Origin of the sequence: Kerstersia similis (assembly GCF_965139615.1) — a bacterium.
GTDB classification, from domain to species: Bacteria; Pseudomonadota; Gammaproteobacteria; order Burkholderiales; family Burkholderiaceae_B; genus Kerstersia; species Kerstersia similis.
On record NZ_CBCSIQ010000005.1, the window covers coordinates 92,768 to 113,952 of the forward strand.

General features: G+C 62.8%; 20 protein-coding genes. 9 read left to right on the forward strand and 11 right to left on the reverse strand.

Annotated features, from left to right (window positions below; genetic code table 11):
* Nucleotides 1-15: 15 nt before the first annotated feature.
* Entirely contained in the window at nt 16-732 is a 717-nt protein-coding gene (locus tag ACNA1V_RS05105; RefSeq protein ID WP_415832497.1) for an ABC transporter ATP-binding protein, read from the forward strand.
* A gap of 60 nt (nt 733-792) precedes the next feature.
* Here ACNA1V_RS05105 and ACNA1V_RS05110 read toward each other — a convergent pair whose 3' ends face one another.
* The 3 genes from ACNA1V_RS05110 to ACNA1V_RS05120 all read right to left on the reverse strand — a co-directional run bounded on the left by ACNA1V_RS05110 (nt 793) and on the right by ACNA1V_RS05120 (nt 2,813).
* Nucleotides 793-1,341 (reverse strand): biotin transporter BioY, encoded by a 549-nt coding sequence (locus tag ACNA1V_RS05110; RefSeq protein ID WP_415832553.1) that lies wholly within the window; start codon nt 1,339-1,341, stop codon nt 793-795.
* A 115-nt stretch (nt 1,342-1,456) separates the two neighbouring features.
* Nucleotides 1,457-2,068 (reverse strand): energy-coupling factor transporter transmembrane component T family protein, encoded by a 612-nt coding sequence (locus ACNA1V_RS05115; RefSeq protein ID WP_415832498.1) that lies wholly within the window; start codon nt 2,066-2,068, stop codon nt 1,457-1,459.
* A gap of 67 nt (nt 2,069-2,135) precedes the next feature.
* Nucleotides 2,136-2,813, reverse strand: coding sequence for an energy-coupling factor ABC transporter ATP-binding protein (locus ACNA1V_RS05120; RefSeq protein WP_415832499.1), 678 nt, complete (start codon nt 2,811-2,813; stop codon nt 2,136-2,138).
* 77 nt (nt 2,814-2,890) lie between these two features.
* Between ACNA1V_RS05120 and msrB the strand changes: the two genes are divergently transcribed.
* Genes msrB through ACNA1V_RS05140 form a run of 4 tightly spaced genes read left to right on the forward strand, consistent with a single transcriptional unit; the run spans nt 2,891 to nt 4,978 of the window.
* Nucleotides 2,891-3,295 carry a peptide-methionine (R)-S-oxide reductase MsrB gene (msrB, locus tag ACNA1V_RS05125; protein ID WP_415832500.1) on the forward strand — a complete coding sequence of 135 codons (405 nt, stop codon included), beginning with the start codon at nt 2,891-2,893 and terminating at the stop codon, nt 3,293-3,295.
* Nucleotides 3,296-3,311: 16 nt separating this feature from the next.
* Complete coding sequence (locus tag ACNA1V_RS05130) at nt 3,312-3,917, forward strand: septation protein A (protein WP_415832501.1); 606 nt, start codon at nt 3,312-3,314, stop codon at nt 3,915-3,917.
* Between the two features lies 1 nt (nt 3,918).
* On the forward strand, nt 3,919-4,185 hold the full coding sequence (locus ACNA1V_RS05135; RefSeq protein WP_415832502.1) for a BolA family protein: 267 nt from the start codon (nt 3,919-3,921) through the stop codon (nt 4,183-4,185).
* Nucleotides 4,186-4,195: 10 nt separating this feature from the next.
* Nucleotides 4,196-4,978, forward strand: coding sequence for a peptidylprolyl isomerase (locus ACNA1V_RS05140; RefSeq protein WP_415832503.1), 783 nt, complete (start codon nt 4,196-4,198; stop codon nt 4,976-4,978).
* 78 nt (nt 4,979-5,056) lie between these two features.
* Here ACNA1V_RS05140 and ACNA1V_RS05145 read toward each other — a convergent pair whose 3' ends face one another.
* The 6 genes from ACNA1V_RS05145 to smc form a co-directional block, all read right to left on the reverse strand.
* The gene (locus tag ACNA1V_RS05145; protein WP_415832504.1) at nt 5,057-5,602 is read right to left on the reverse strand and encodes a TPM domain-containing protein; all 546 of its coding nucleotides are present in this window, start codon (nt 5,600-5,602) and stop codon (nt 5,057-5,059) included.
* Nucleotides 5,538-6,434: a TPM domain-containing protein gene (locus tag ACNA1V_RS05150; RefSeq protein WP_415832505.1), complete on the reverse strand. Its 897-nt coding sequence runs from the start codon at nt 6,432-6,434 to the stop codon at nt 5,538-5,540. The genes ACNA1V_RS05145 and ACNA1V_RS05150 overlap by 65 nt, the downstream gene beginning before the upstream one ends.
* Before the next feature lie 2 nt (nt 6,435-6,436).
* On the reverse strand, nt 6,437-7,066 hold the full coding sequence (locus ACNA1V_RS05155; protein ID WP_415832507.1) for a LemA family protein: 630 nt from the start codon (nt 7,064-7,066) through the stop codon (nt 6,437-6,439).
* A 118-nt stretch (nt 7,067-7,184) separates the two neighbouring features.
* A complete protein-coding gene (gene ligA / locus ACNA1V_RS05160; RefSeq protein WP_415832554.1) occupies nt 7,185-9,332 on the reverse strand; it encodes an NAD-dependent DNA ligase LigA in 2,148 nt (715 codons plus the stop codon).
* Nucleotides 9,333-9,334: 2 nt separating this feature from the next.
* Nucleotides 9,335-10,459 (reverse strand): cell division protein ZipA C-terminal FtsZ-binding domain-containing protein, encoded by a 1,125-nt coding sequence (locus ACNA1V_RS05165; protein ID WP_415832508.1) that lies wholly within the window; start codon nt 10,457-10,459, stop codon nt 9,335-9,337.
* A gap of 108 nt (nt 10,460-10,567) precedes the next feature.
* Nucleotides 10,568-14,101: a chromosome segregation protein SMC gene (smc, locus tag ACNA1V_RS05170; RefSeq protein WP_415832509.1), complete on the reverse strand. Its 3,534-nt coding sequence runs from the start codon at nt 14,099-14,101 to the stop codon at nt 10,568-10,570.
* Nucleotides 14,102-14,607: 506 nt separating this feature from the next.
* On the opposite strand from smc, the gene lplT reads away from it, so the two are divergent.
* Nucleotides 14,608-15,912: a lysophospholipid transporter LplT gene (lplT, locus tag ACNA1V_RS05175; RefSeq protein WP_415832510.1), complete on the forward strand. Its 1,305-nt coding sequence runs from the start codon at nt 14,608-14,610 to the stop codon at nt 15,910-15,912.
* A 43-nt stretch (nt 15,913-15,955) separates the two neighbouring features.
* Here lplT and ACNA1V_RS05180 read toward each other — a convergent pair whose 3' ends face one another.
* On the reverse strand, nt 15,956-16,945 hold the full coding sequence (locus ACNA1V_RS05180) for a uracil-DNA glycosylase (RefSeq protein ID WP_415832511.1): 990 nt from the start codon (nt 16,943-16,945) through the stop codon (nt 15,956-15,958).
* A complete protein-coding gene (gene tsaB / locus ACNA1V_RS05185) occupies nt 16,945-18,186 on the reverse strand; it encodes a tRNA (adenosine(37)-N6)-threonylcarbamoyltransferase complex dimerization subunit type 1 TsaB (protein ID WP_415832512.1) in 1,242 nt (413 codons plus the stop codon). The genes ACNA1V_RS05180 and tsaB overlap by 1 nt, the downstream gene beginning before the upstream one ends.
* 228 nt (nt 18,187-18,414) lie before the next feature.
* Between tsaB and ompR the strand changes: the two genes are divergently transcribed.
* From ompR to ACNA1V_RS05200, 3 genes are all read left to right on the forward strand, one after another.
* On the forward strand, nt 18,415-19,152 hold the full coding sequence (gene ompR / locus ACNA1V_RS05190) for an osmolarity response regulator transcription factor OmpR (RefSeq protein ID WP_415832513.1): 738 nt from the start codon (nt 18,415-18,417) through the stop codon (nt 19,150-19,152).
* Nucleotides 19,139-20,539, forward strand: coding sequence for an ATP-binding protein (locus ACNA1V_RS05195; RefSeq protein WP_462937397.1), 1,401 nt, complete (start codon nt 19,139-19,141; stop codon nt 20,537-20,539). Before ompR ends, ACNA1V_RS05195 begins: the two co-directional genes overlap by 14 nt.
* A gap of 73 nt (nt 20,540-20,612) precedes the next feature.
* Nucleotides 20,613-21,152 carry a peroxiredoxin gene (locus tag ACNA1V_RS05200; RefSeq protein WP_415832514.1) on the forward strand — a complete coding sequence of 180 codons (540 nt, stop codon included), beginning with the start codon at nt 20,613-20,615 and terminating at the stop codon, nt 21,150-21,152.
* The last annotated feature ends 33 nt before the right edge of the window (nt 21,153-21,185 follow it).

A 21,185-nucleotide genomic window follows, 5' to 3' on the forward strand; every position in this document is an offset into this window, starting at 1 on the left:
GGCCCAGGAATTGCCATGACCGACACTCCCGCCCTTGTTCTGAAAGACCTGCATGCCTGGTATGGCAATGTCCATGTGCTGCGCGGCGTGAATTTGACGGTTCCCAGGGGGGAAGCCGTCGCGCTGCTCGGCCGCAACGGTGCCGGCCGTACGACCACCCTGCGCGCCATCATGGGCCTGAGAGTCCGGCGCAGCGGCTCGATACAGGTCAATGGCACTGAAACCATCGGGCTGCCCCCTCATCGCATTGCTCGCCTGGGAGCGGGCTATTGCCCGGAAGAACGCGGCATCTTCGCCAGCCTGAGCTGCGAAGAAAACCTGCTGCTGCCGCCTGACACGCCGGTTCCCGGCGGGCAGGCCATGACACTGGCAGATATCTACCAGCTGTTCCCCAATCTGGAAGCACGACGCCAGACGCCAGGCACCCGGCTCTCCGGTGGCGAACAACAGATGCTGGCGCTGGCCCGCATCCTGCGCACCCAGGCCAACCTGCTGTTGCTCGATGAAGTCTCTGAAGGGCTGGCCCCCGTCATCATCGAAGCCATGGCTGCCAGCATCGCCGCCTTGAAAACGCGGGGATACAGCATGCTGCTGATCGAGCAAAATTTTCCTTTCGCCGCCGCGCTGGCAGACCGCTTCTACGTGATGGAAAACGGCGCCATTGTCGATCATTTCTCGGCGGCAGAACTCGGCGCCCGCGAAACAGCGCTCATACAGCGCCTGGGCGTCTAGCCCAGGATCGTGTCACGGGCTGGCCGCGGCATGATTCCGCTGCCAGCCGCATTGCCTTGTTCAGAGCGGATAGATGCGCCGTACGCGGAAAGTCAGCCAGGCCGCGATCAATACCTTGATGATATCGCCTGGCAGGAACATCAGGGCTGCCATCAAGGCCTGCTGCAAGCTCATGCCCAGCGTCAGCGCCATGCCCGGCACGCCGAACAGATAGACCACCAGCACGCCGCCGATGAAGGCCGACAGCGCATAGCCCGAGACAGCATGCAACAGTTCTTTCTGATGATAGGCAGCCCGCACGGCCAGATAACCCACCACCCAGCTGCCCACCAGCATGCCCAGCAGGAATCCGCCGCTGGGGCCCATAAAGGCCCCCAGCCCGCCACGGCCGCCTGTCAATACAGGCAAACCAGCAGCCGCCAGCAACAGATACAGCGCCACGGCCATCAAGCCACGCCAGGGCCCCAGCATCAGGCCTGCCAGCATCACCCCGAGGGTTTGCAGGGTCAACGGGACGGGCACCAGTGGCAAGGCAATGGGCGGCATCACGCCCAACACAATAATGATGGCGGCAAAGAGCGCCACCAGCACAAGATCTTTGGTCTTCAGCAAAACAGTTTCTCCGTATCCCCGGCAAGCGCCTGCCGGCTGGTGCATTTTAGTGAAGAACCCGCAGGCCGGGTGTTCTACGCCAGGCCGCGACTCATGGGCCGCATGCCTTGGCCTAGGGTTGCCGGCCTCCGCTATCCCTGGCATCTATGGCATCGGAAATTTCATCGGCGCGACGCAGTGTGCGCACGATCAATGGCACCAGCAAGGCCAATGCATTGGCTTTGAGGCCCCGCGCCTGCTGCGCCTCGCGCAGTTCGCCGTATTGCCGCAGAATTTCCGGTACGAAACGCAACACCAGCCCGATCGCCAGAGCGACCCGGCCGGCATCGACCCAGCCCCGGCGTTGCAGGGGCTGCAACAGTTGCTCAACGACACGCAGCAAGTCGCCGCTGCGTGTCGTGAACGTCACGGCCATCCCCAGCATGCAGACTGTCGCAACCCGCAGCGCGGCGCCCCCGGCCCGTGCCGGGCTATCGAAAATTGCCATGAAAGCGCATAACAGCAGAATCAGGAACAGGAGGCCGCGGCCCTGGCGCCAGATACGCAGCCAACCCGCGCCCGAACGCCACAGCAACCCTGCCGCCAGCGCCAATACCACCGTCAGCCAGACCGGCTGGTGGATGAAATAGACCAGCAGGCCCGCCAGGCAAAGTCCGCCCAGTTTCCAGCCCGCAGGCAAACGATGCAGCCAGCTGTCGCCCGGGACATACAGGGATAGCATCATGCCGCCACCCCCGAGAGACGCCGCCCGCTTCTGTTACGCCTGTCCCTGTGCATGACTCGCCCCCGCCTCACCCGCAATGCCGGCGGTACCAGGCCAGCGCAGCCCGGGACGTATCGTCCGCCGCAATCCGGCCGGACACAATGACCAACACCCGTTCGCAGGTTTCCAACAGTTCCAGATCATGGCTGACGACCACCGCCTGCTGCGGCAAGCGCGCCAGCAAGGCGGCAAACCGATTGCGGTGCCGCAGATCCAGCTGCGTGGTCGGCTCATCGAAAACCACCAGCGCCGGCTGCATCAGCAAGACCGCCGCCAGCGCCACCAGTTGCCGCTCACCGCCAGACAGCGCATGCGCCGGACGCTCCAGCAAATGCGCAATGCCCAGATCTTCCAATTGCGCCTCGATGCGCGCCTGCCGCTGGGCCGCATCCAGCCCCGAGGCACGCAGGCTGAATGCCAGATCCTCGCTGACCACCGGAAACACGATCTGGTTTTCCGGATTCTGGAACATGAAACCTACCCGCTGGCGCACCTGAGCGGTCTGGCGCCGGGTATCGAATCCGTCGATACGAACCTGGCCACGCGTCGGCAGGCGCAAGCCGTTGAGCAGACGCGCAAAGGTACTCTTGCCGGCGCCATTGGGGCCGGCAATGCCAATGCGGCGCTCCGACAAGGCGATATCCAGACCGTCCAGCACACAGCCCGAGGGGGTTTCGACGCCGACGTTTTCAAACTCGATTAACATGGTGGGCGATTATGCACCATGCGTTCCCCAAAGCCGTTCATGCGGCTTTCATTTACCTGGCCGATCACTCACTGTTTATGCAGAAAGTCCATAAAACCGAGGAAGAGTGGCGCGAGCAGCTCAGCCCTGAAGAATTCGCCGTCACCCGCCGCAAGGCAACGGAACGTGCCTTTACCGGGCGCTACTGGGATACCGCCACACCGGGTATCTATCGCTGCGTCTGCTGCGGCACGGCGCTGTTTGCGTCGGATACCAAATTTGATGCCGGCTGTGGCTGGCCCAGCTATTTCGACCCCATCGTGCCGGAATATGTGCGGGAAGAACTCGATACCAGCCATGGCATGATACGCACCGAAGTCCTGTGCAATATCTGCGATGCCCATCTGGGCCATGTCTTCCCTGATGGCCCGCCCCCTACCGGCAGGCGCTATTGCATCAACTCCCTCGCCCTGACCTTCGAACCCGAAATTCGCGAGCCCTGAACGCACGCCCTCCAGCATGAAAAAATTCCTGTTTGATCTCTTCCCCCTGTTGCTGTTTTTCGTGGCCTATCGCTTTGCCGATATCCAGGTAGCAACAGCAGTCGCGGTCATTGCTGCCGTCCTGCAGATTCTCTGGATGCGCGCGCGGCGCCAGCCCATTGAAACGATGCAATGGCTCACACTGGGCATCATTGTCATTTTCGGCGGTGCAACGCTCTGGCTGAACGACCCGGCCTTCATCAAGTGGAAGCCGACGGCGCTCTACTGGTTGTTTGCTGCCGCCCTGCTGGGCGCACGCCTGATACGCGGGCAGAACCTGCTGAAAAAGCTGCTGGGCGAAAAAGTGTCCATGCCCGACCATGCCTGGGAAAAGATGAATGCCAGCTGGATCCTGTTCTTCCTGATCGCTGGCGCACTCAATCTCTACGTGGCGTTTTCCGGACATTTTTCCGAAGACCAATGGGTCAATTTCAAGGTCTTCGGCCTGATGATCCTGATGCTGGTCTTTGTTGTCATCCAATCCATCTGGCTGGGCCGCCACATGCAGGAAGGCGCGCCGGGCAACGGCGGTAAAGCCGGTACGGGCAGCGGCAAAGGTGCCGCCAACGACGAGAATTATTGATATGGCGGATTTTGAAACACTTCAGGCACTGCTGACGGAACGTTTGCAGGAACTGAGCCCCTCCACGCTGGTCATACTCGATGAGTCGCATCTGCATGCCGGCCATGCCGGAGCGCAGGGTGGCGCCAAGCATTTGCGGGTAAAAATCGCAGCTGCAGGTTTTGCCGGGCTTTCCCACGTGGCGCGCCATCGCCTCGTGTATGATCGCCTACGCGATTTGATTCCGCACCCTATCCACGCGCTTGCGCTGGAAACGCAGGCCTCCTGAAAGGATCTTCATGAAACGCTTTGCCGTACTGCTCGCAGCAGCCGCCATTTCGGCGCCGATCTACGCCCAGAACATCGCGACCGTCAACGGGAAACCCATCTCCCAGCAAGACTTCGACCAATTCATCTCCTTGCTGGTCGGCCAGGGCGCGACGGACTCCCCGCAACTGCGTGACCAAGTCAAGCAGGAACTGATCAATCGCCAAGTGCTGGTGCAAGCAGCCGAAAATGCCAAGGTCGGCAACAAGCCGGAAATCATCACCGAAATTGAACTGGCCCGCCAAGGCATCCTGGTCCGCGGCCTGATGGACGACTACCTGGAAAAGAACCCGGTGACCGATGTGGCCATCCAGGCTGAGTACGACAAGGTCAAGGCCGAGCAGGGCAACCAGCAGGAATACAAGGTGCGTCACATCCTCGTCGAAGACGAAAAGACCGCCCAGGACGTCCTGAAGCAACTGAAAGACAAGAAAAGCAGCTTTGCCGATCTGGCCAAGAAGCACTCGCGCGACCCGGGCAGCGCCCAGCGCGGCGGCGACCTCGGCTGGGGTGCTGCGACCAACTACGTGAAGCCTTTCGCTGACGCCGTGACCGCTCTGCAAAAGGGCCAGATGAGCGCTGCGCCGGTCAAGAGCGACTTCGGCTGGCACATCATCGAACTGGAAGACGTGCGCCCGGTGGCCTTCCCGCCGCTGGAGCAGGTGCGCCCGCAGATCGAACAGATGCTGCGCCAGCAAGCGCTGTCCAACTACCAGCAAAACCTGGTGGAAAAAGCCAAGATTCAGGAAAACTGAGCCGGGTTGCAGTCCAAATGAAAAACCGGTTGCGGCTCGCCGCAACCGGTTTTTTTGTCATTGCCGGCCCCGGCGGCCTCATAACATGACTGGCGCGTTGGGCAGGCCCTCGTGGTCCTCACGATCCGACGCCGGGCAACTGTATTCCAATCGAGTTTCTATCCCTGCAATCGCCATTTCCAGGCCAGCGATAAAATCCCCGCGCGCCAGATACGCCTGGAGACTCGCGCACAACATATTCCAGTCTTCCTTGGCCACGTTCACGCCACGGTCAGCCACCAGCTCGATGCAGTGATCGCCCAGGCACAGGTACAGCAACACTCCTGTCCGCCTGGGGGTATCCCAGACGCGCAAGCGACCAAAAACCTCCAGGGCACGCGCCGCGCTGTCAGGCTGGGAATCCGGCAAGGCCTGCTCCACGGCCAGCACCAGCTCGCCAGCGTGACGGGCTTCGCTGGCGCTGATCCGCTCTTCCAGCTGCTTGAGTACGGCAGGCGTGAAATGGCGCGACAACAGCCAGCGGCCGTGCAGATTGCTCCAGCCTGTCGTACGCAGGAATTTACCAACGACCGGATGCACCGCCACCTCCGCTGCGGCCACCACCGCCCCGAAATCCACCACCACGACTGGAGCCTGAGGAACCCCGGCCCCAGCTGCCCGAGGAAAAACCGCCACGGGCGACGTTGCCGCGCCGTACGGCCGAACCTTGCGAACGATGCAGCACTTGATTGAGCACCATGACCAGCACGGCCGAGCCCACCGCCCACCAGAGACTGCCCGTCAGGAAATAAATGGCAACGCCGGCAATCGGACCCGGCACTGCCTTGAAAACCAGGATGACCAGCAAGATCAGGCTTTCCAGCAGCCCCACGCCCCATCCGGCATCGCTATCACTGGTATCCGCCGCATCTGCCTGTGCCTCAGGCGCGGGCAGATCACCGGTACGCACCAGCAAGGCCAGTTGCTCTGCCGCCCCTTGCAGACCGCCGGCGAAATCGCCTTGCGCAAAGCGCGGCGCCATCTGCTCACGGATGATGCGGCTGGCCCGGGTGTCGGTGACCACGCCCTCCAGACCATAGCCCACTTCGATACGCATTGTGCGGTCGTCCTTGGCTACCACGACCAGTATGCCGTCATCGACATCCTTGCGGCCGAGCTTCCAGGTTTCGAATGCCCGCACCGCATATTGTTCGATGCTGTCATCCCCTGTCGTGGGAACAATCAGCACGGCCATCTGTGCGCCGCTTTCCTGCTCCAGCGCCGCCAGCTTGTCCGTCAAGGCCCGCTGCTGCTCCCCGCTCAGGGTCGAGCTACGATCCAGCACCCGTCCGCTGAGCGCCGGAATCGCGACATCTTCCGCCCAGGAAGCCGCCAAGGGCCAGGCCCCACCGCAAAGCAGCAGCAACACGGCGATCAATCGCCGGAGCAGGCCGCCAGCCGCAGGAAGCGCCAGCATTTTCACTGCGCTGCTCCCGGGTTCGGTGCGGTCGCCGGGGCCGTCCCGAAATTGACCGTCGGCGCGCGCGAGATATCCGCCTCATTTTCCACGCTGAAATTGGCCTTGGTGTTGTAGCCAAACAGCTTGGCCGTGATCACCGCCGGGAACTGGCGCACCAGCACGTTGTAGTCCTGGATAGCCTGCACATACCGGTTGCGCGCAACGGCGATACGGTTTTCCGTGCCGTCGAGCTGGGCCTGCAAATCGCGGAATGCGGCGTCGGCCTTCAACTCCGGATAATTTTCAGCGACCACCAGCAGACGCGACAACGAGGACGTCAGTTCAGACTGCGCCGCCTGGAAGCGCGCCATCTGTTCAGGGTCCTCCAGCATCTCCGGCGTAATTTGCATGGAACCGACACGCGAACGCGCCTGCGTCACTTCCGTCAACACCTGGCGCTCATGGGTCGCATACCCCTGTACGGTGCTGACCAGGTTGGGAATCAAGTCCGCGCGGCGCTGATACTGGTTGAGCACTTCAGACCATGCCGCATTGACCTTTTCATCTGCTGCCTGGATGGCGTTATAGCCGCAACCGCTGAGCAACAACGCGCTCAACAACACCGAAAACAAAGCCGCGATGCGTTTCATTTCTACTCCTTGCGCGCCGGAGACCGGCCCTGAATCGTGATCATATTCGCTAAATCCTGCGCCGGGGCGGCCCGGGCCGCCCCACTTCCCATGCACCCTGCAAAAAATGCAAAGCGTCTCAGGGCTCGCCCAACATGGCGCGCAGTTCGTCTTCATCCAGCACCGCCACACCCAGCTCCCTGGCTTTGGTCAGCTTGCTGCCCGCCTCTACGCCCGCCACGACATAACTGGTCTTGCGTGACACCGAGCCACTGACCTTGCCTCCGGCGGCAATGATGCGTTGCGAGGCCTCTTCCCGCGTCCAGCGCGGGAAGGTGCCGGTCAGAACAAATGTTTTACCCGTTAGCCCCGTCGAAACAGGCGCGGCTTCCGGCTGCGGCTCGACGCCATGGCGCTTGAGCGCTTCCAACACTTCACGGTTATGCGGTTCATCGAAGAAACGACGCACGGAAGCCGCCACAACCGGGCCGACATCCGGCGCCCGCTGCAAGGCTTCCATATCTGCAGCCACCAAGGCTTCCATGCTGCCGAAGTGCCGTGCCAGGTCACGTGCCGTGGTTTCCCCCACGTGCCGGATGCCCAGCGCATAGATCAGGCGCCCCAGCGTAGGATGCCGCGCCGCTTCGATCGCCGCCACGAGATTCGCAGCGGACTTCGCTCCCATGCGGTCATAGGACGCCAGCAATTCGGCGCGCAGGCTGAATAAATCCGCCAGCGAGTGCACGCGGTCGTCATCGACCAGTTGCTCGATCAGTTTTTCCCCCAGGCCGCCGATATCCAGCGCCTTGCGGCTGGCCGCATGCCAGAGGGATTGCTTGCGCTGCGCCGCGCAGAACAGGCCACCGGTACAACGAGCGATCGTTTCATCCTCGGGCCGTTCGATCGCCGAGCCGCAAATCGGGCAATGCGTCGGCATGACAAAGGCGCAGGCATCGGCCGGACGCAATTCAGGCAAGGCCCGCACCACCTCGGGGATGACATCTCCCGCACGGCGCACGATCACTGTATCGCCGATCAACACATCCTTGCGGCGAATTTCGTCCTCATTGTGCAGGGTGGCATTGGTCACTGTCACCCCGCCGACAAAAACTGGCGCCAAACGCGCCACCGGAGTGATGGCGCCGGTACGGCCCACCTGCACTTCGATATCCAGCAAGCGCGTCTGCGCCTCTTCCGCCGGAAATTTGTGCGCCAACGCAAAACGCGGTGCACGCGCCACGAAACCGAGCGTCTGCTGGCTGCGCAGGTTATCGACCTTGTAAACCACGCCGTCAATATCGTATTTGAGCCCGGCACGCTCGGCGCCGATCTCGGCATAGAACGCCATCAGGCCCGCGACCCCGCGCGTGGTCCGGTTGTACTGCTGATTGACCGGCAGCCCCAGCTCAGCCAGCCAGGCCAGCATGCCGCTATGCGTGCTGGCAGGCAGGGCCTCCTGGGACGGCGTTGCCATCGTCTCCGACACGGCGCCAAACAAATCGCCGCTGATACCGGCCTGCCCTTGGGCGCCAGCCTCGGCAGCCGTGCTGCTGGCAGCACGATACTCGCCCCAGCCATAGGCATAGAAACGCAGATTGCGCTTGGCGGTGATACTGGAATCCAGCTGCCGCAAACTGCCGGCAGCCGCATTGCGCGGGTTGACGAAGACTTTTTCGTTGCGTGCCTGTTGAGCCTGGTTCAGGCGCTCGAAATCGGCACGGAACATCAGCACTTCGCCGCGCACTTCCAAGACATCCGGCACGGGTTTGTCCGTCGCCCGCAAACGCAGCGGGATGGCACGGATAGTGCGCACGTTATGCGTCACATCCTCGCCCTCATAGCCATCGCCGCGTGTTGCCGCCTGGGTAAGCACGCCCTTTTCGTAACGCAAGCTGATGGCCAGGCCATCGAACTTCATCTCACAGAAATATTCGGTTTCTGCTGCCAGGCCCAGCTGACCGGCATCGCGCAGCGTATCCGTGACACGGCGGTCGAAAGCCTCGACCTCTTCCTGGTTGAAGGCATTGCCCAGCGACAGCATGGGCACGGCATGCCGCACACTGCCGAAGGCCGCAGACGGCGTAGCCCCGACCCGCTGGGTCGGGGAGTCCGGTGTCCTGAGCACTTCCCACTTGGCCTCCAGGGCCTCCAGCTCGCGCATCTGGCCGTCATAGACGGCATCCGGCACACTGGGATCATCCAGGACGTAGTAGCGGTAATTATGGCCTTCGATTTCCCTGCGCAATACTGCGGCCCGTTCTCGGGCCGCTTCCAAACTCAAATCCAAACTCACGAAAACACCCGCAGCGCCCGCGCGCTTCCTGCCGTCAAACCTGCTTTATCCAACTGGGCATACAGACGCACCAATTGCTGATCTATCACCTTCTCGGCCCCGTCCGCCAGCGGCCGGCCATTGTCGTCGATCAGGTGCGCATCCAGGCGCGCAGCCAGATCCCTGCCTACCTTGACCATGCGGCCAAAGGCATGTTCATCGGCCGGGCTGCGCGGCACGTCCAGCAGCAGGCTCAAATGAGCCAACGGCGCCTGCCCCATTTCAAACAACGCGCCGTCGCCACGCGCCAGCGTGAAGCGCACCAATCCCTGCTCGGACATCCAGGCCAATACGCCGCCTGCAGACTGGAAACCCAGTTCATGCGCCACAGCCAGCACCTCTGCTGCCGGGCGCGGCTCGGTGAGCGCCAGCGTCACGCTCAGCTCCGCGTCCAGCGCAGCGGCCACGCGATCCAGCTGCACTGCCTGCTCCAGTACCGCTGCCTGTTCCGGGCCCGATACCTTGCCATTGCAGCGTTTGGCGACATCCTGCGCCCGCGACCAGATTTGCAGCCACTCGGCCTGACTGATGGCTCCGGCCCGGTTGGCCAGTTGCACGGCAATATGCAGTGAGGCGTAGGAATCCTGGGTGGTCAGATGCTGGCGCAATGTCCCTTGCGCCGAAAATGCAAAGAAACGCAGCGACTTGCGCGCCTGTTGGCGCAAGGGATGCACGGCGCCCAGCAGATCAGCGCCGGATACCGGTGCGGCAAAACTGATGGAAATCAGGGCTTCGGTGGCGCTATCGGCCGGGACATCTGCCGCGCCGCGTGCAGTGACCATCGCCGCCGGCGCTGCCGGGGCCACGGGTGCAGCCGCTGCCGTCTCTTCCGCGGCAGGCGTATCGCCGCCCATGCCGGGCTCACGCCGTTCGGTGCCTGGTGCAACAGCAGATTGGCTCAGGACGGGCTCGGTCTGCGACCGCGCACCCTGCTCCGCGTCCAGCAACGGATCGTGCGCAGGCGGCTGGAACTGCTGCTGCATGCGACGGCGCACGCGGCGATCCTGCCACCAATTGAACGCCAACAGCACGCCGATCAGCACCAGCCCCAGGATGATCAAACCAATCTGTAAATCACTCATTCCAAACTCCACGCCTGTTCCGGCGTCTATCCTGCATCCGGCACCCGTGCCGGATGATGTTCATTTCCGCCCTGTCCGCCGCCCGCCCTGGCAGACCGTGCCTGCATGCTATGCCGTCCCATCGGCCCACTTGGCCGCCAGGTCGATATCTACCGCCACGATACGCGATACCCCCTGTTCCTGCATGGTAACGCCGACCAACTGCTTTGCCATCTGCATTGCGATCTTATTGTGTGAAATAAAAAGAAACTGGGTCTGATCGCTCATGCTGCTGACGAGATTGGCATAGCGCTCGGTGTTGGCATCATCCAAGGGCGCATCCACCTCATCGAGCAGGCAGAACGGCGCCGGATTCAGCTTGAAAAGCGCAAATACCAGTGCTGTCGCCGTCAGCGCCTTCTCCCCCCCGGACAACAGATGAATGGTGCTGTTGCGCTTGCCCGGCGGCTGGGCCATCACCTGAATGCCGGCATCCAGGATTTCGTCGCCGGTCATGGTCAGCCTCGCTTCGCCACCGCCGAACAGGCGCGGGAACAGCTCTCCAAAGTGACCATTCACAATATTGAAAGTTTCCTGCAGCAGTTGCCGCGTTTCACGGTCGATGCGGCGAATGGCATCCTCTAGAGTCTCTATGGCTTCCAGCAGATCGGCATGCTGCGAATCCAGGAAAGTTTTGCGTTCGCGAGCCGTGGTCAATTCTTCCAGCGCCGCCAGGTTGACCGCTCCCAGGCTATCGACCTGACGCGAAATGCGCTGGACTTCACTTTGCAGCCAGCTGCCCTTGCGCCAATCCGGCGGCAATTCGTCCAACTCGCGCGCCAGGGCTTCACGCACCAGTTGGCGCGCATCCAATTGTTCAGCGAACTGCTCGACGGCCAGACGCGCCGCCTGTTCCTGCAACTGCAGTGCCGTGATCTTCTGGCGCAAGGGGTCCAGCGCCCGCTCACGCACCATGCGCTGCTCATCGGCCGAACGCAACATACCGGCCAGATTATCCAGTTCGATACGCGCCCGGGTCAGTTCCTCTTCGGCGGCCGCGCGCGCTTCCAGCGCATCCTGCAAACCGGCTTGCGCCGCCGACGCATCCAGAACCGCCAGGTCCTGCTGCAACTGCTCCTGCTCGACGCCAGCGCGCCGCACCTGCTCGGCGGCCACGTGCAGATTGCGGCGCAACTCTTCCAGGCGAGCTTTCAGGCCTTTCTCGGCAAACTGGGCTTCCTGGGCCCGCCGATCCAGATCGCGCAGCCGGGCGCGCGCTGCATCAGCCCGGGCGACCAGCGCCTCATCGGCAATTTCCAGGTCGGCATAGCGCGACTGCTGCTCCGCCAGTTCCTCGTCCAGACCTTCGAAGCGCTCCTCGGCCTGCGCCCGCGCACCGCGCCACTCTTCCTGCAAAGCCGCCAGCTCCGCCAGATCTTCCTGCAGGCGCGCAGCCCTGACGCCCGATTGGGCTGCCAACTGCTGCATCCGTGTGTATTCGAGCTGCACATCATGCAGCCGGCGAGTCACCTCGGCCACCCGCTGGCGGGCGGGCGCCATGGATTCGCCCACCTGGCGCCAGACTGCCTCCGCCTGCGCCACGCGATCCTTGGCCGCATCCGCCAGCAAGCGCTGGGCCCTGGCTTCCTTTTGCAGATTCTCCAGTTCCTGACGGCGCGCCAACATACCGGCCTGTTCGGAGTCTGCGGCATAAAAGCGCACTCCATGGACATCGACCATATGGCCACTGCGCAACACCAGCACACTGCCTGCCGGCAAGGCGCTACGCCGTGCCAACGCCTGTTCCATGTCATCGGCCGTGTACACGCCCTGCAGCCAGTCTTGCACCAACGCCCGCAAGATCGGATCGGACAACTGCAGCAGCGATGCCAGGGGCGTGAGCCCAGCCTCGGCAGCCATAGGCACCGAGGGAGACGCCGGCAACTGATAGAACGCCAGCCGGGCAGGCGGCGGATCGTTGACGAAAGCCCGCACCCAATCCAGGCGGCTGACCGGCAAGGCGGCCATGCGCTCGCGCAGGCTGGCCTCCAATGCAGTCTCCCAACCCGGCGCGATTTTCAATTCGCGCCACAAGCGCGGCAGGCGATCGAGTTCATGCTTGGCCAGCCAGGGTGCCAGCGCTCCCTGCTTTTCCACATCTTCCTGCAGTTTGCTCAAGGCAGCATGCCGGGCATCCAGGCGTGCCAAGGCCTGCGCCTCATGCTGTGCGCCCGTCTGCGCCTGGATACGTGCAGCATCGGCCTCAGGCAGGCGCACTTCCAGCTCCGCCAGTACGGCCTGCGCTTCCTCCAGGCTGCCTTCCAGAACCTCGCACTCGCCGCGCAGCTGCTCCAGGCGTTGCGGATCGGGCCGCTCCAGGCCACGCGACTCCTGCTCCAGCCGCTCACGGCGCACGGCCAGATCCTGCAATTGACGGTCGGCATCACGCTGCGCCTGTGCCGATAGCGCCAGCTGTTGTTCCAATTTGGACAACTCGGCCCGCAAACCATCACGGCGGCAGGCCGCATCACGCACCTGACGCTCGATCTCCGGCAGTTCATCCTGAGCCTGGACGGCGGCAATCTGCGCCTCTTCGGTCAGGGCGGCACCGGTTTCCAGTTCCTCTTCGGTGGCTGCGATCTGGCCTTCGCAGTGCTCACGCTGCGCCTGCCATTCTTCCATTTGCGCCTGCAATTGCGCCTGCCGGGCCTGCAAGCGATTGCGGGAATCCACCACATGACGAATTTCCGCTTCCAGCGTGCTGACCTGCGCATTGGCCTCATACATCCTGCCCTGGGCGGCATGCACGGCATCACTGGCCGCATAATGGGCCTGACGCCGGCTTTCGAGGTCGGTTTCCCCGGCACGTAGCGCGGCAATGGCCGCTTCCAACTCATTCTGGGCCTGTTCGGTCTCGTGCGCCCGGGCCCGCTGCTCGTCACGCGCCGCCTGTTCGCGTACGTACCAGAGGAAGGTCTGCTTGCGCTCCCCCTCTTCCTGCAACGCGCGGTAATGGCGCGCCACCTCGGCCTGCGCTTCGAGCTTTTCCAGCTGGGTATCCAGTTCGCGGCGGATATCCTCCACCCGAGTCAGATTTTCGCGAGTATCGGCCAGGCGATTTTCGGTTTCCCGCCGGCGCTCCTTGTAGCGCGAGACCCCGGCCGCCTCTTCCAGATAGACCCGCAGTTCTTCGGGCTTGGCTTCGATCAGCCGGTTGATCATGCCCTGGCCGATGATGGCGTAACCTCGCGCCCCCAGGCCGGTTCCCAGGAACAGGTCATGAATATCCCGCCGGCGCACCTGCTGGTTATTGATGAAGTAGCTACTGGTGCCATCACGCGTCAGGACGCGACGCACGGCGATCTCGGCGTAAGTGCTCCACTGGCCGACGGCACGGCCGGCGTCATTGCTGAACACCAGCTCCACCGAAGCCCGACCGGCCGGGCGCCGCTGGCCCGAACCATTGAAGATGACGTCCTGCATGGACTCGCCACGCAATTCAGAAGCACGAGTCTCGCCCAACACCCAACGCACGGCGTCGATGATATTGGATTTGCCACAGCCATTTGGCCCGACGACGCCCACCAATTGACTGGGGACCGGAATCACCGTCGGGTCAACGAAGGATTTGAAGCCGGCAAGCTTGATCTGCGTAAGACGCACGTTATGAAAGCCAGAAGCAGGTCATTGTGTTCTCCAGCGCCCTGCACCGCCCAACGGCGGCAAGGTCATGGAATCAATCTGCAATGATAACGCAGCCCCTTGCGGCACCTGCTTCAAATCCATACCTGCCCGGCACATTTACGCTCTTTTACCGGATGAGGACTCCCGCCCCCGCAGCCATCGTCCGCACCACGCCCACCGGCCCCACCCATCGAAAAAATCCCGGGTAAAAGCACTGCCGCCAGCGTCCCGCGATGCAACCCGACCCGGCCGCATGCCCAGCCGGCCTAAAACCCATGCACTTCATGGGGGCTATACTCTTTTACCGAACGGACGGGAAATTCCATATGCCAGGCCTTCGGTTTGCCCTGCGGCGCACACTTTCGCCCTGTGGCAAACCCAGAAAAATACCTCGCCAGATAAAAAACACGCAGCGAGCAAACCTGCATTTGTTTACACTTTGACGTTCATTGGCACCACTACCTTACACATTCGGGAGCAGTTGCTTGAAAAGAGGCTTTTATCTGGTCATGGCCGCGCAGGCTTTGTCATCGCTGGCCGACAACGCGCTTTTCATTGCCGCTCTCGCTCTGATTCAGGAGCTATCTGGCCCGGACTGGATGGCGCCCATGCTGAAATGGTGGTTCGCGCTGGCCTATGTCCTGCTGGCCGCATTCGTCGGCGCCTTCGCGGACTCGGTTCCCAAGGGCAGGGTCATGCTGATGACCAATGCGCTGAAAACACTGGGCTGCGTCATCATGCTGGCCTATACCTGTTTTGGCCTCTCTTCCGTACAACAGACCTGGCTGATTTGCGGCGCTTATGCGCTGGTCGGCATCGGGGCCGCGGCCTACTCGCCCGCCAAATACGGCATCGTCACCGAAATGCTGCCGCCCTCGCTGCTGGTCAAAGGCAATAGCTGGATCGAAGGGCTGACCGTCACCTCCATCATCATCGGCACGGTATTGGGCGGCGCCCTGATTTCCCCGCATGTTTCCAATCTGCTGCTGACCAAAACGCCGCTGGGCGCCTTCCTCTCCACGCCCGCTGAAGCCGCTATTTTCTGTATCGTCTTCATTTACATCGGCGCTGCGATTTGCAATCTGCTGATCCCGCACACCGGCTATTACTACCCCAAACAGCCGCGCCAGGTCTCAGTCCTGATGCGTACCTTCTTTGGCTATGTCGGGATTCTCTGGCGCGACAAACTGGGCCGGATTTCGCTGGCCATCACCACGCTGTTCTGGGGCGCCGGCGCCACGCTGCAACTGATCGTGATCGAATGGGGCGCGGCCCACCTGGGCATGCGTCTGGATCAGGCATCCATTCTGATGGGCGTTTCCGCCTTCGGCACCGTGGTCGGCGCCATTCTGGCAGGCCGCCTGTCGCTGCAGAAATCACTGGTTGTCCTGCCGCTGGGCGCCATCATGGGGCTGCTGGTACTTTGCATGCCGATGGTCAGCTCGCCCTACACGGTCTATACCCTGCTGTTCCTGATCGGCGCTGCGGCGGGCTATTTCGTCGTGCCCATGAATGCCCTGCTGCAGCATCGCGGCCACGTGCTGCTGTCGGCCGGCCACTCCATCGCCGTGCAGAACTTCAATGAACAGATCAATATCCTGTTCATGGTGGCGCTCTACACGCTGCTGCTGAAGCTCCAGCTGCATATCAATACCATCATCACCATCTTCGGCCTGGCCGTCTTCGGCCTGATGACGCTGATTATCGTGGCCTGCAGGCTGATGCTGCGCCGTGATCCGACCCTGGAATCCCAGATCGGCCAGACCGGACACGGCCAGGCGCTGAAGTAAGCCCAGGGCCGCCTGCCCGGCAGGCGGCCGGCCTGTGCAATGCTCAGGCCGGTTGCGCCTGGGCGGCAGCCAAGCGCAGATCCTGCCAGGCGGCCGCCTTGGCATGCGGGCTGCGCAACAAATAGGCCGGGTGATAGCTGACCACCAGCGGAATCTCTCTGCCCTTGCCATCACGCCAGGTATGAACGCGACCACGCAGGTTGCCGATAGAGGCCTCGGTCTGCAACAGCGTGTGGGCGGCAAAACGGCCCAGCACCAATATTCCCTCTGGCTGAATCAGTTCGATCTGCTTCATCAGGTACGGACTGCAGGCCGCGATTTCTTCCGGCCGGGGATTACGGTTGGCCGGCGGTCGGCACTTGATCACATTGGCGATGAACACTTCACGCCCGCGCTGCAGGTTGACGGCGGCCAGCATGGCATCCAGCAACTGTCCGGCACGCCCGACAAAAGGCGAACCCTGCCGGTCTTCCTGTTCGCTAGGCGCTTCGCCAATAACCATCCAGCGCGCGGGGAACGCGCCATCGCCAAACACGGCCTGACGGCGCGTCTGGCACAGATCACATGCCGTACAAGCCAGGACCTGTTCGCGCAGACCAGCCATATCCGGCGCCAAAGGCCCGCGTAGCACTGCCGCAGCGGGTGCGGCGGCCTCTGTCGGTGCCGACTCGCGCAACGCGGCGCCCATCGCCCGTCCCGGCGGCGCAGCGGCGGGCTTGCCTGCCGCCCCCTGCCCCGACACCTCATGCAATGGCGCTTTCGGTTGTGCCGCAGCCGGCTGTGGCCGGGCTCCGCCCGTTTGCGTGTCGCGGCCAGCCGCCAGCGCCGCCAACGCATCGCTGACCGCACCGCGCGGCGAGGCGGGATCCGCCTCGGGACGCAGCCGCCCTCCTGTCTCCGGCGCTACCGGTATGCCGGCATTCACTGCCGGCGCCACAGGGCGCGGCGGCTCGGGCAACAGCCAGCGGCCTACGCCCATTTCCTTGAGCCAGAGCCGCTGCATGGCCGATACCGGCACTGCCTGCTCTGTCATCACGCTGCGCCCCCTGCCTGCTGCGCCGGCAACTGTTTCTGGAACACCCAGGCATCCTCGCGTCGATCACCCGCCTCGTAATAGGCCTTGCGCACGCCGATCTGCTCGAAACCAAAACGGCGGTACAAGGACAGCGCCCCCGTGTTGGAAGGCCGGACCTCCAGCAACAGGCCCTCCAGCCCGGCTTCGGCGGCGCGCTGCGCAAAATGCTCCAGCAGACGCCAGCCCCACCCCTGCCTCTGACGCTCGGGCGCGACGGCAACGGCCAGCAGATGTGACACATCCGGCGCCAGCATGGCGATATAGAACCCCACCACGGCCTCGCCTTCGCACAGCACCCAGGCGTCATAACCCGCCGCCAAAGCGTCTTCGAAATTGCGGCGCGTCCAGGGATGCTGCTGCACCTGCGCTTCCAGATCCACGACGCTATCCAGATGCGCCGCACTCATGAGCTGCACATAAATGGGCGCCGCTGCCCTGGGGTTGCCCCCATCGCCCTTGGCGCGCTCGGCGGTGGTGAACGCCACTTTATCCCGGACATACAACGGCATCGCTTCCTGTGCCGGCTGACCCTCACCTCGCAACAAGGCCTCCAGCCCCAGGCGCGCCACGACATCCGCATCCGGGCGCAGCGCCAGTTGCCCAGGTTGAAAACGCGCATCTTCCCCTGCCAGCAGCCAGCCATCGCCCGCCCACACCGGCAGGCATTCATTTGCATCTGCCGGTTGGCCCGCCAGCCAGCCGGGCAGCAGGCTTTCCACCCAAGGCAAGGCGTCCCGGCCCGCCACCAGCTGCGGCGCCAGCAATTCCTGCCAGGCCGCGCCAGCCTGGCGCGGTGCCCGATAGACTGCCAAATAGACCTCTTCCATCCGTGCATCCAGGGCCGTCATGACCAGCTGGCCGGGCATGGCGCCACTGGCAGCGGCCACGGCCAGATTGGACACCACCGGCAAGACCGGCACATTCAAGGTATAGGCCACCCCCTGCGCCACGCCGCAGGCCACGCGCAAACCCGTGAAGCCGCCAGGCCCCTGGCCGAATGCCACGCCATGCAGATTTGCCGCCGTCAGCCCCTCTTCGCGCAGCAGGCTGCTGGCCAGCGGCAGGATCTGCTGGCCGTGATCCTGGCCCCCATCATGGCTGCGCGTCGCTATACTACGGATAGCCCCCGCAGAAGCGCGCAGCAATGCCACGCTGCAGCGCGGCCCGGAGGTTTCAAAACTGATCAGATTGATGTCCATGCCAGGATTGTAAGGAATGCAGCCCGGAAACGGGCAGATGGAATTGCCCCCGCCGGGCATGCCCACGCCCTTGATGTTCACCCGACACAAGCGCAGATATGGAACCACTGGCGCGCCAGGCGTTCTATATAGGGATATGCTCAGCAGCCATTTGTGGCGAAACTTACACTTATGTAACCTGAAGTAAGCCCCTTTGGCCCCCTATTAGCCCGCTGTTACATTTACGACATGCCTACACCACAAACGCCTCCTACTCCTCGCAAACTGCTGGTTGTCGATGATGACCCACGCCTGCGTGATCTGTTGCGCCGTTACCTTTCGGAACAAGGCTTCAATGTATTCGTGGCTGAAGATTCCAAGGAAATGGCGCGTCTGTGGCAACGCGAACACTTCGATCTGCTGGTACTCGACCTGATGTTGCCCGGCGAAGACGGCCTGTCCATCTGTCGCCGGCTGCGTGGTGCACATGACAACACGCCCATCATCATCCTGACGGCCAAGGCGGAAGAAATCGACCGTATCCTGGGCCTGGAAATGGGAGCGGATGATTATCTGTCCAAACCTTTCAACCCGCGCGAATTGCTGGCCCGCATCAATGCGATCCTGCGCCGCCGCGGTGCGGAAGAACACCCCGGCGCTCCCAGCCAGGAGAACGAATCCGTCGCGTTCGGCCCTTACACCCTGAACCTTTCCACCCGTACCCTGATGCGCAGCGGTGAAACCGTGCCTATCACCACGGGCGAATTTTCGGTTCTGAAAGTGTTCGCGCGCCACCCGAAAGTACCGCTGTCACGCGACAAGCTGATGGAACTGGCCCGCGGCCGCGAATACGAAGCCTTCGATCGCAGCCTGGATGTGCAGATTTCACGCCTGCGCAAGCTGATCGAACCGAACCCGTCCAAACCCGTCTTCATCCAGACAGTTTGGGGCCTGGGCTACGTCTTCGTCCCCGATGGCGGCAACTGACACGCACACATCGAACCGACAACCTGCCCGCGACGCTGAACAGTCCCGCTGGACGCGACTGTTCCGGCTCGGGCTGTTCGGCCGCACGTTCCTGCTGCTCAGTACGCTGATGATCGCCAGCTTGCTGGCCTGGCTGCAAGTCTTCTTCAGCATGGAAATCGGCCCCCGCGCCTATCAAATGGCGCAGCGGGTCATGACTTCCGTCAATATCACACGCGCCGCGCTGATTTACTCCGCCCCGGATTCGCGCAGTCGCCTGTTGCTTGACCTGGCGACCAACGAAGGCCTGCAGGTCTATCCACGCACCGAGCAGGATGACATCCAGGCGTTGCCCCATGATGACTACTGGACCCGCGTCGCCACGCTGATCCGCAATCGCCAGGGCGAAGACATCCGCCTGGCCAGCTCGGTCAACAACATCCCCGGCATCTGGGTCAGTTTTCGTATCGACGGCGAGGACTACTGGCTGGTCTTCGAACGCGACCAGTTCGGCCTGACCGGCGGCATGGAATGGATAGGCTGGGGCGTTACCGCCTTGATCCTGTCACTGATTGGCGCCGCCATCAGCGTGGGCTTCGTCAACCGGCCACTTTCCCGGCTCGCCAAGGCAGTACAGGAACTGACACGGGGCTCGACGCCCCTGCCCTTGCCGGAAGGCGGCCCGGAAGAACTGCGGCGCATCAATGCCAGCTTCAACCGCATGGCCTACGAACTGCGCCAAAGCGAAGAAGACCGGGAATTGATGCTGGCGGGCCTGTCGCATGATCTACGCACGCCGCTGGCGCGGCTGCGGCTGGAAATAGAGATGAGCGGCGTGTCCGAGGACACACTGCAGAACATCGACCAGGATCTCGGCCAGATAGAGCGCTGCATCGGCCAGCTCATGGATTACGCCCGGCCTGCGGGCACATCCGGCCAGGAAGTCACCTCAGTCTCCGATGTCCTGCAGGAACTCTACCAGCGTGAGCGCAGCCACACCGAAGCCCTGGGCGGCACGCTGCAGGCCGACATCGCCCCAGACCTCTACGCCCGTATTTCAGACTTCGATCTCAAGCGCATCATTACCAATCTGATCGAAAATGCCAGACGCTATGGCTTGTCCGAGGATAAGCGCGCGCATATCCATCTGTCCGCGGGCATCCATGGCAAATGGCTGCGTATCGACGTCTCCGACCACGGCCCCGGCATTCCGGTGTCGGACAGCGCCAAAATGCTGCGGCCCTTTTCCCGTGGCGAAAGCGCCCGCACCGGTGTCAGCGGCGCCGGCCTGGGTCTTTCCATTGTCGAGCGCCTGCTGAGCCAGATCGGCGGCCGCCTGAACCTGCTGCAGAACACCCCTTCGGGCCTGCTGGTTCGTATTGAATTGCCGCGTCCCCCACAAGCCTGAGACCTGCCCGGCTTCGCGTAGAATGCTTCCAGAGAGCGCCATTCTGGCGCTCAGGGACTCCTGGGAGATTTTGATGAAAACCATCGGCGACAAACTCGACTCGTTCCGCATTACCGGCGTCAAGCCTGGCTTTACCCTGGCAGAAGAAAACGGCGTCTCCGCCTTCGAAGACATCACCGAAAGCACTTTCCCTGGCAAGTGGAAAGTCATCTACTTCTACCCGAAAGATTTCTCCTCGGTCTGCCCCACGGAAATCATCGGCTTCGACGCCCTGACGGATGCCTTTGAAGAACGCGATGCCATCCTGCTCGGGGGCTCCAGCGACAACGAACATGTCAAACTGGCCTGGCGCCGCGAACAGAACGAACTGGCACGGATTCAGCACCACCAGTTCGCAGACACCTCCGGCTCCCTGATCGACCAGCTCGGCATACGCGAACGCAGCCAGGGCGTGGCGCTGCGCGCCACCCTGATCGTCGATCCGGACAACATCATCCAGCACATTTCGGTCAACAGCCTGAAGGTGGGCCGCAACCCCGAGGAAGTGCTGCGTGTCCTGGACGCACTGCTGACCGACGAACCCAGCGTGTGCAACCGCCCCATCGGCGGCTGACCCCAGCAAAGGCGTGGCAAGGGCCAGCCCGTG

Bases quoted from the DNA above. Each gene is read 5' to 3' on its own strand.
- ACNA1V_RS05105 (WP_415832497.1), top strand. From the start codon at position 16: ATGACCGACACTCCCGCCCTTGTTCTGAAAGACCTGCATGCCTGGTAT.
- ACNA1V_RS05115 (WP_415832498.1), bottom strand. From the start codon at position 2,068: ATGATGCTATCCCTGTATGTCCCGGGCGACAGCTGGCTGCATCGTTTG.
- ACNA1V_RS05120 (WP_415832499.1), bottom strand. From the start codon at position 2,813: ATGTTAATCGAGTTTGAAAACGTCGGCGTCGAAACCCCCTCGGGCTGT.
- msrB (WP_415832500.1), top strand. From the start codon at position 2,891: ATGCAGAAAGTCCATAAAACCGAGGAAGAGTGGCGCGAGCAGCTCAGC.
- ACNA1V_RS05130 (WP_415832501.1), top strand. From the start codon at position 3,312: ATGAAAAAATTCCTGTTTGATCTCTTCCCCCTGTTGCTGTTTTTCGTG.
- ACNA1V_RS05135 (WP_415832502.1), top strand. From the start codon at position 3,919: ATGGCGGATTTTGAAACACTTCAGGCACTGCTGACGGAACGTTTGCAG.
- ACNA1V_RS05140 (WP_415832503.1), top strand. From the start codon at position 4,196: ATGAAACGCTTTGCCGTACTGCTCGCAGCAGCCGCCATTTCGGCGCCG.
- ACNA1V_RS05150 (WP_415832505.1), bottom strand. From the start codon at position 6,434: ATGCTGGCGCTTCCTGCGGCTGGCGGCCTGCTCCGGCGATTGATCGCC.
- ACNA1V_RS05155 (WP_415832507.1), bottom strand. From the start codon at position 7,066: ATGAAACGCATCGCGGCTTTGTTTTCGGTGTTGTTGAGCGCGTTGTTG.
- ACNA1V_RS05165 (WP_415832508.1), bottom strand. From the start codon at position 10,459: ATGAGTGATTTACAGATTGGTTTGATCATCCTGGGGCTGGTGCTGATC.
- ACNA1V_RS05180 (WP_415832511.1), bottom strand. From the start codon at position 16,945: ATGACAGAGCAGGCAGTGCCGGTATCGGCCATGCAGCGGCTCTGGCTC.
- tsaB (WP_415832512.1), bottom strand. From the start codon at position 18,186: ATGGACATCAATCTGATCAGTTTTGAAACCTCCGGGCCGCGCTGCAGC.
- ompR (WP_415832513.1), top strand. From the start codon at position 18,415: ATGCCTACACCACAAACGCCTCCTACTCCTCGCAAACTGCTGGTTGTC.
- ACNA1V_RS05195 (WP_462937397.1), top strand. From the start codon at position 19,139: ATGGCGGCAACTGACACGCACACATCGAACCGACAACCTGCCCGCGAC.
- ACNA1V_RS05200 (WP_415832514.1), top strand. From the start codon at position 20,613: ATGAAAACCATCGGCGACAAACTCGACTCGTTCCGCATTACCGGCGTC.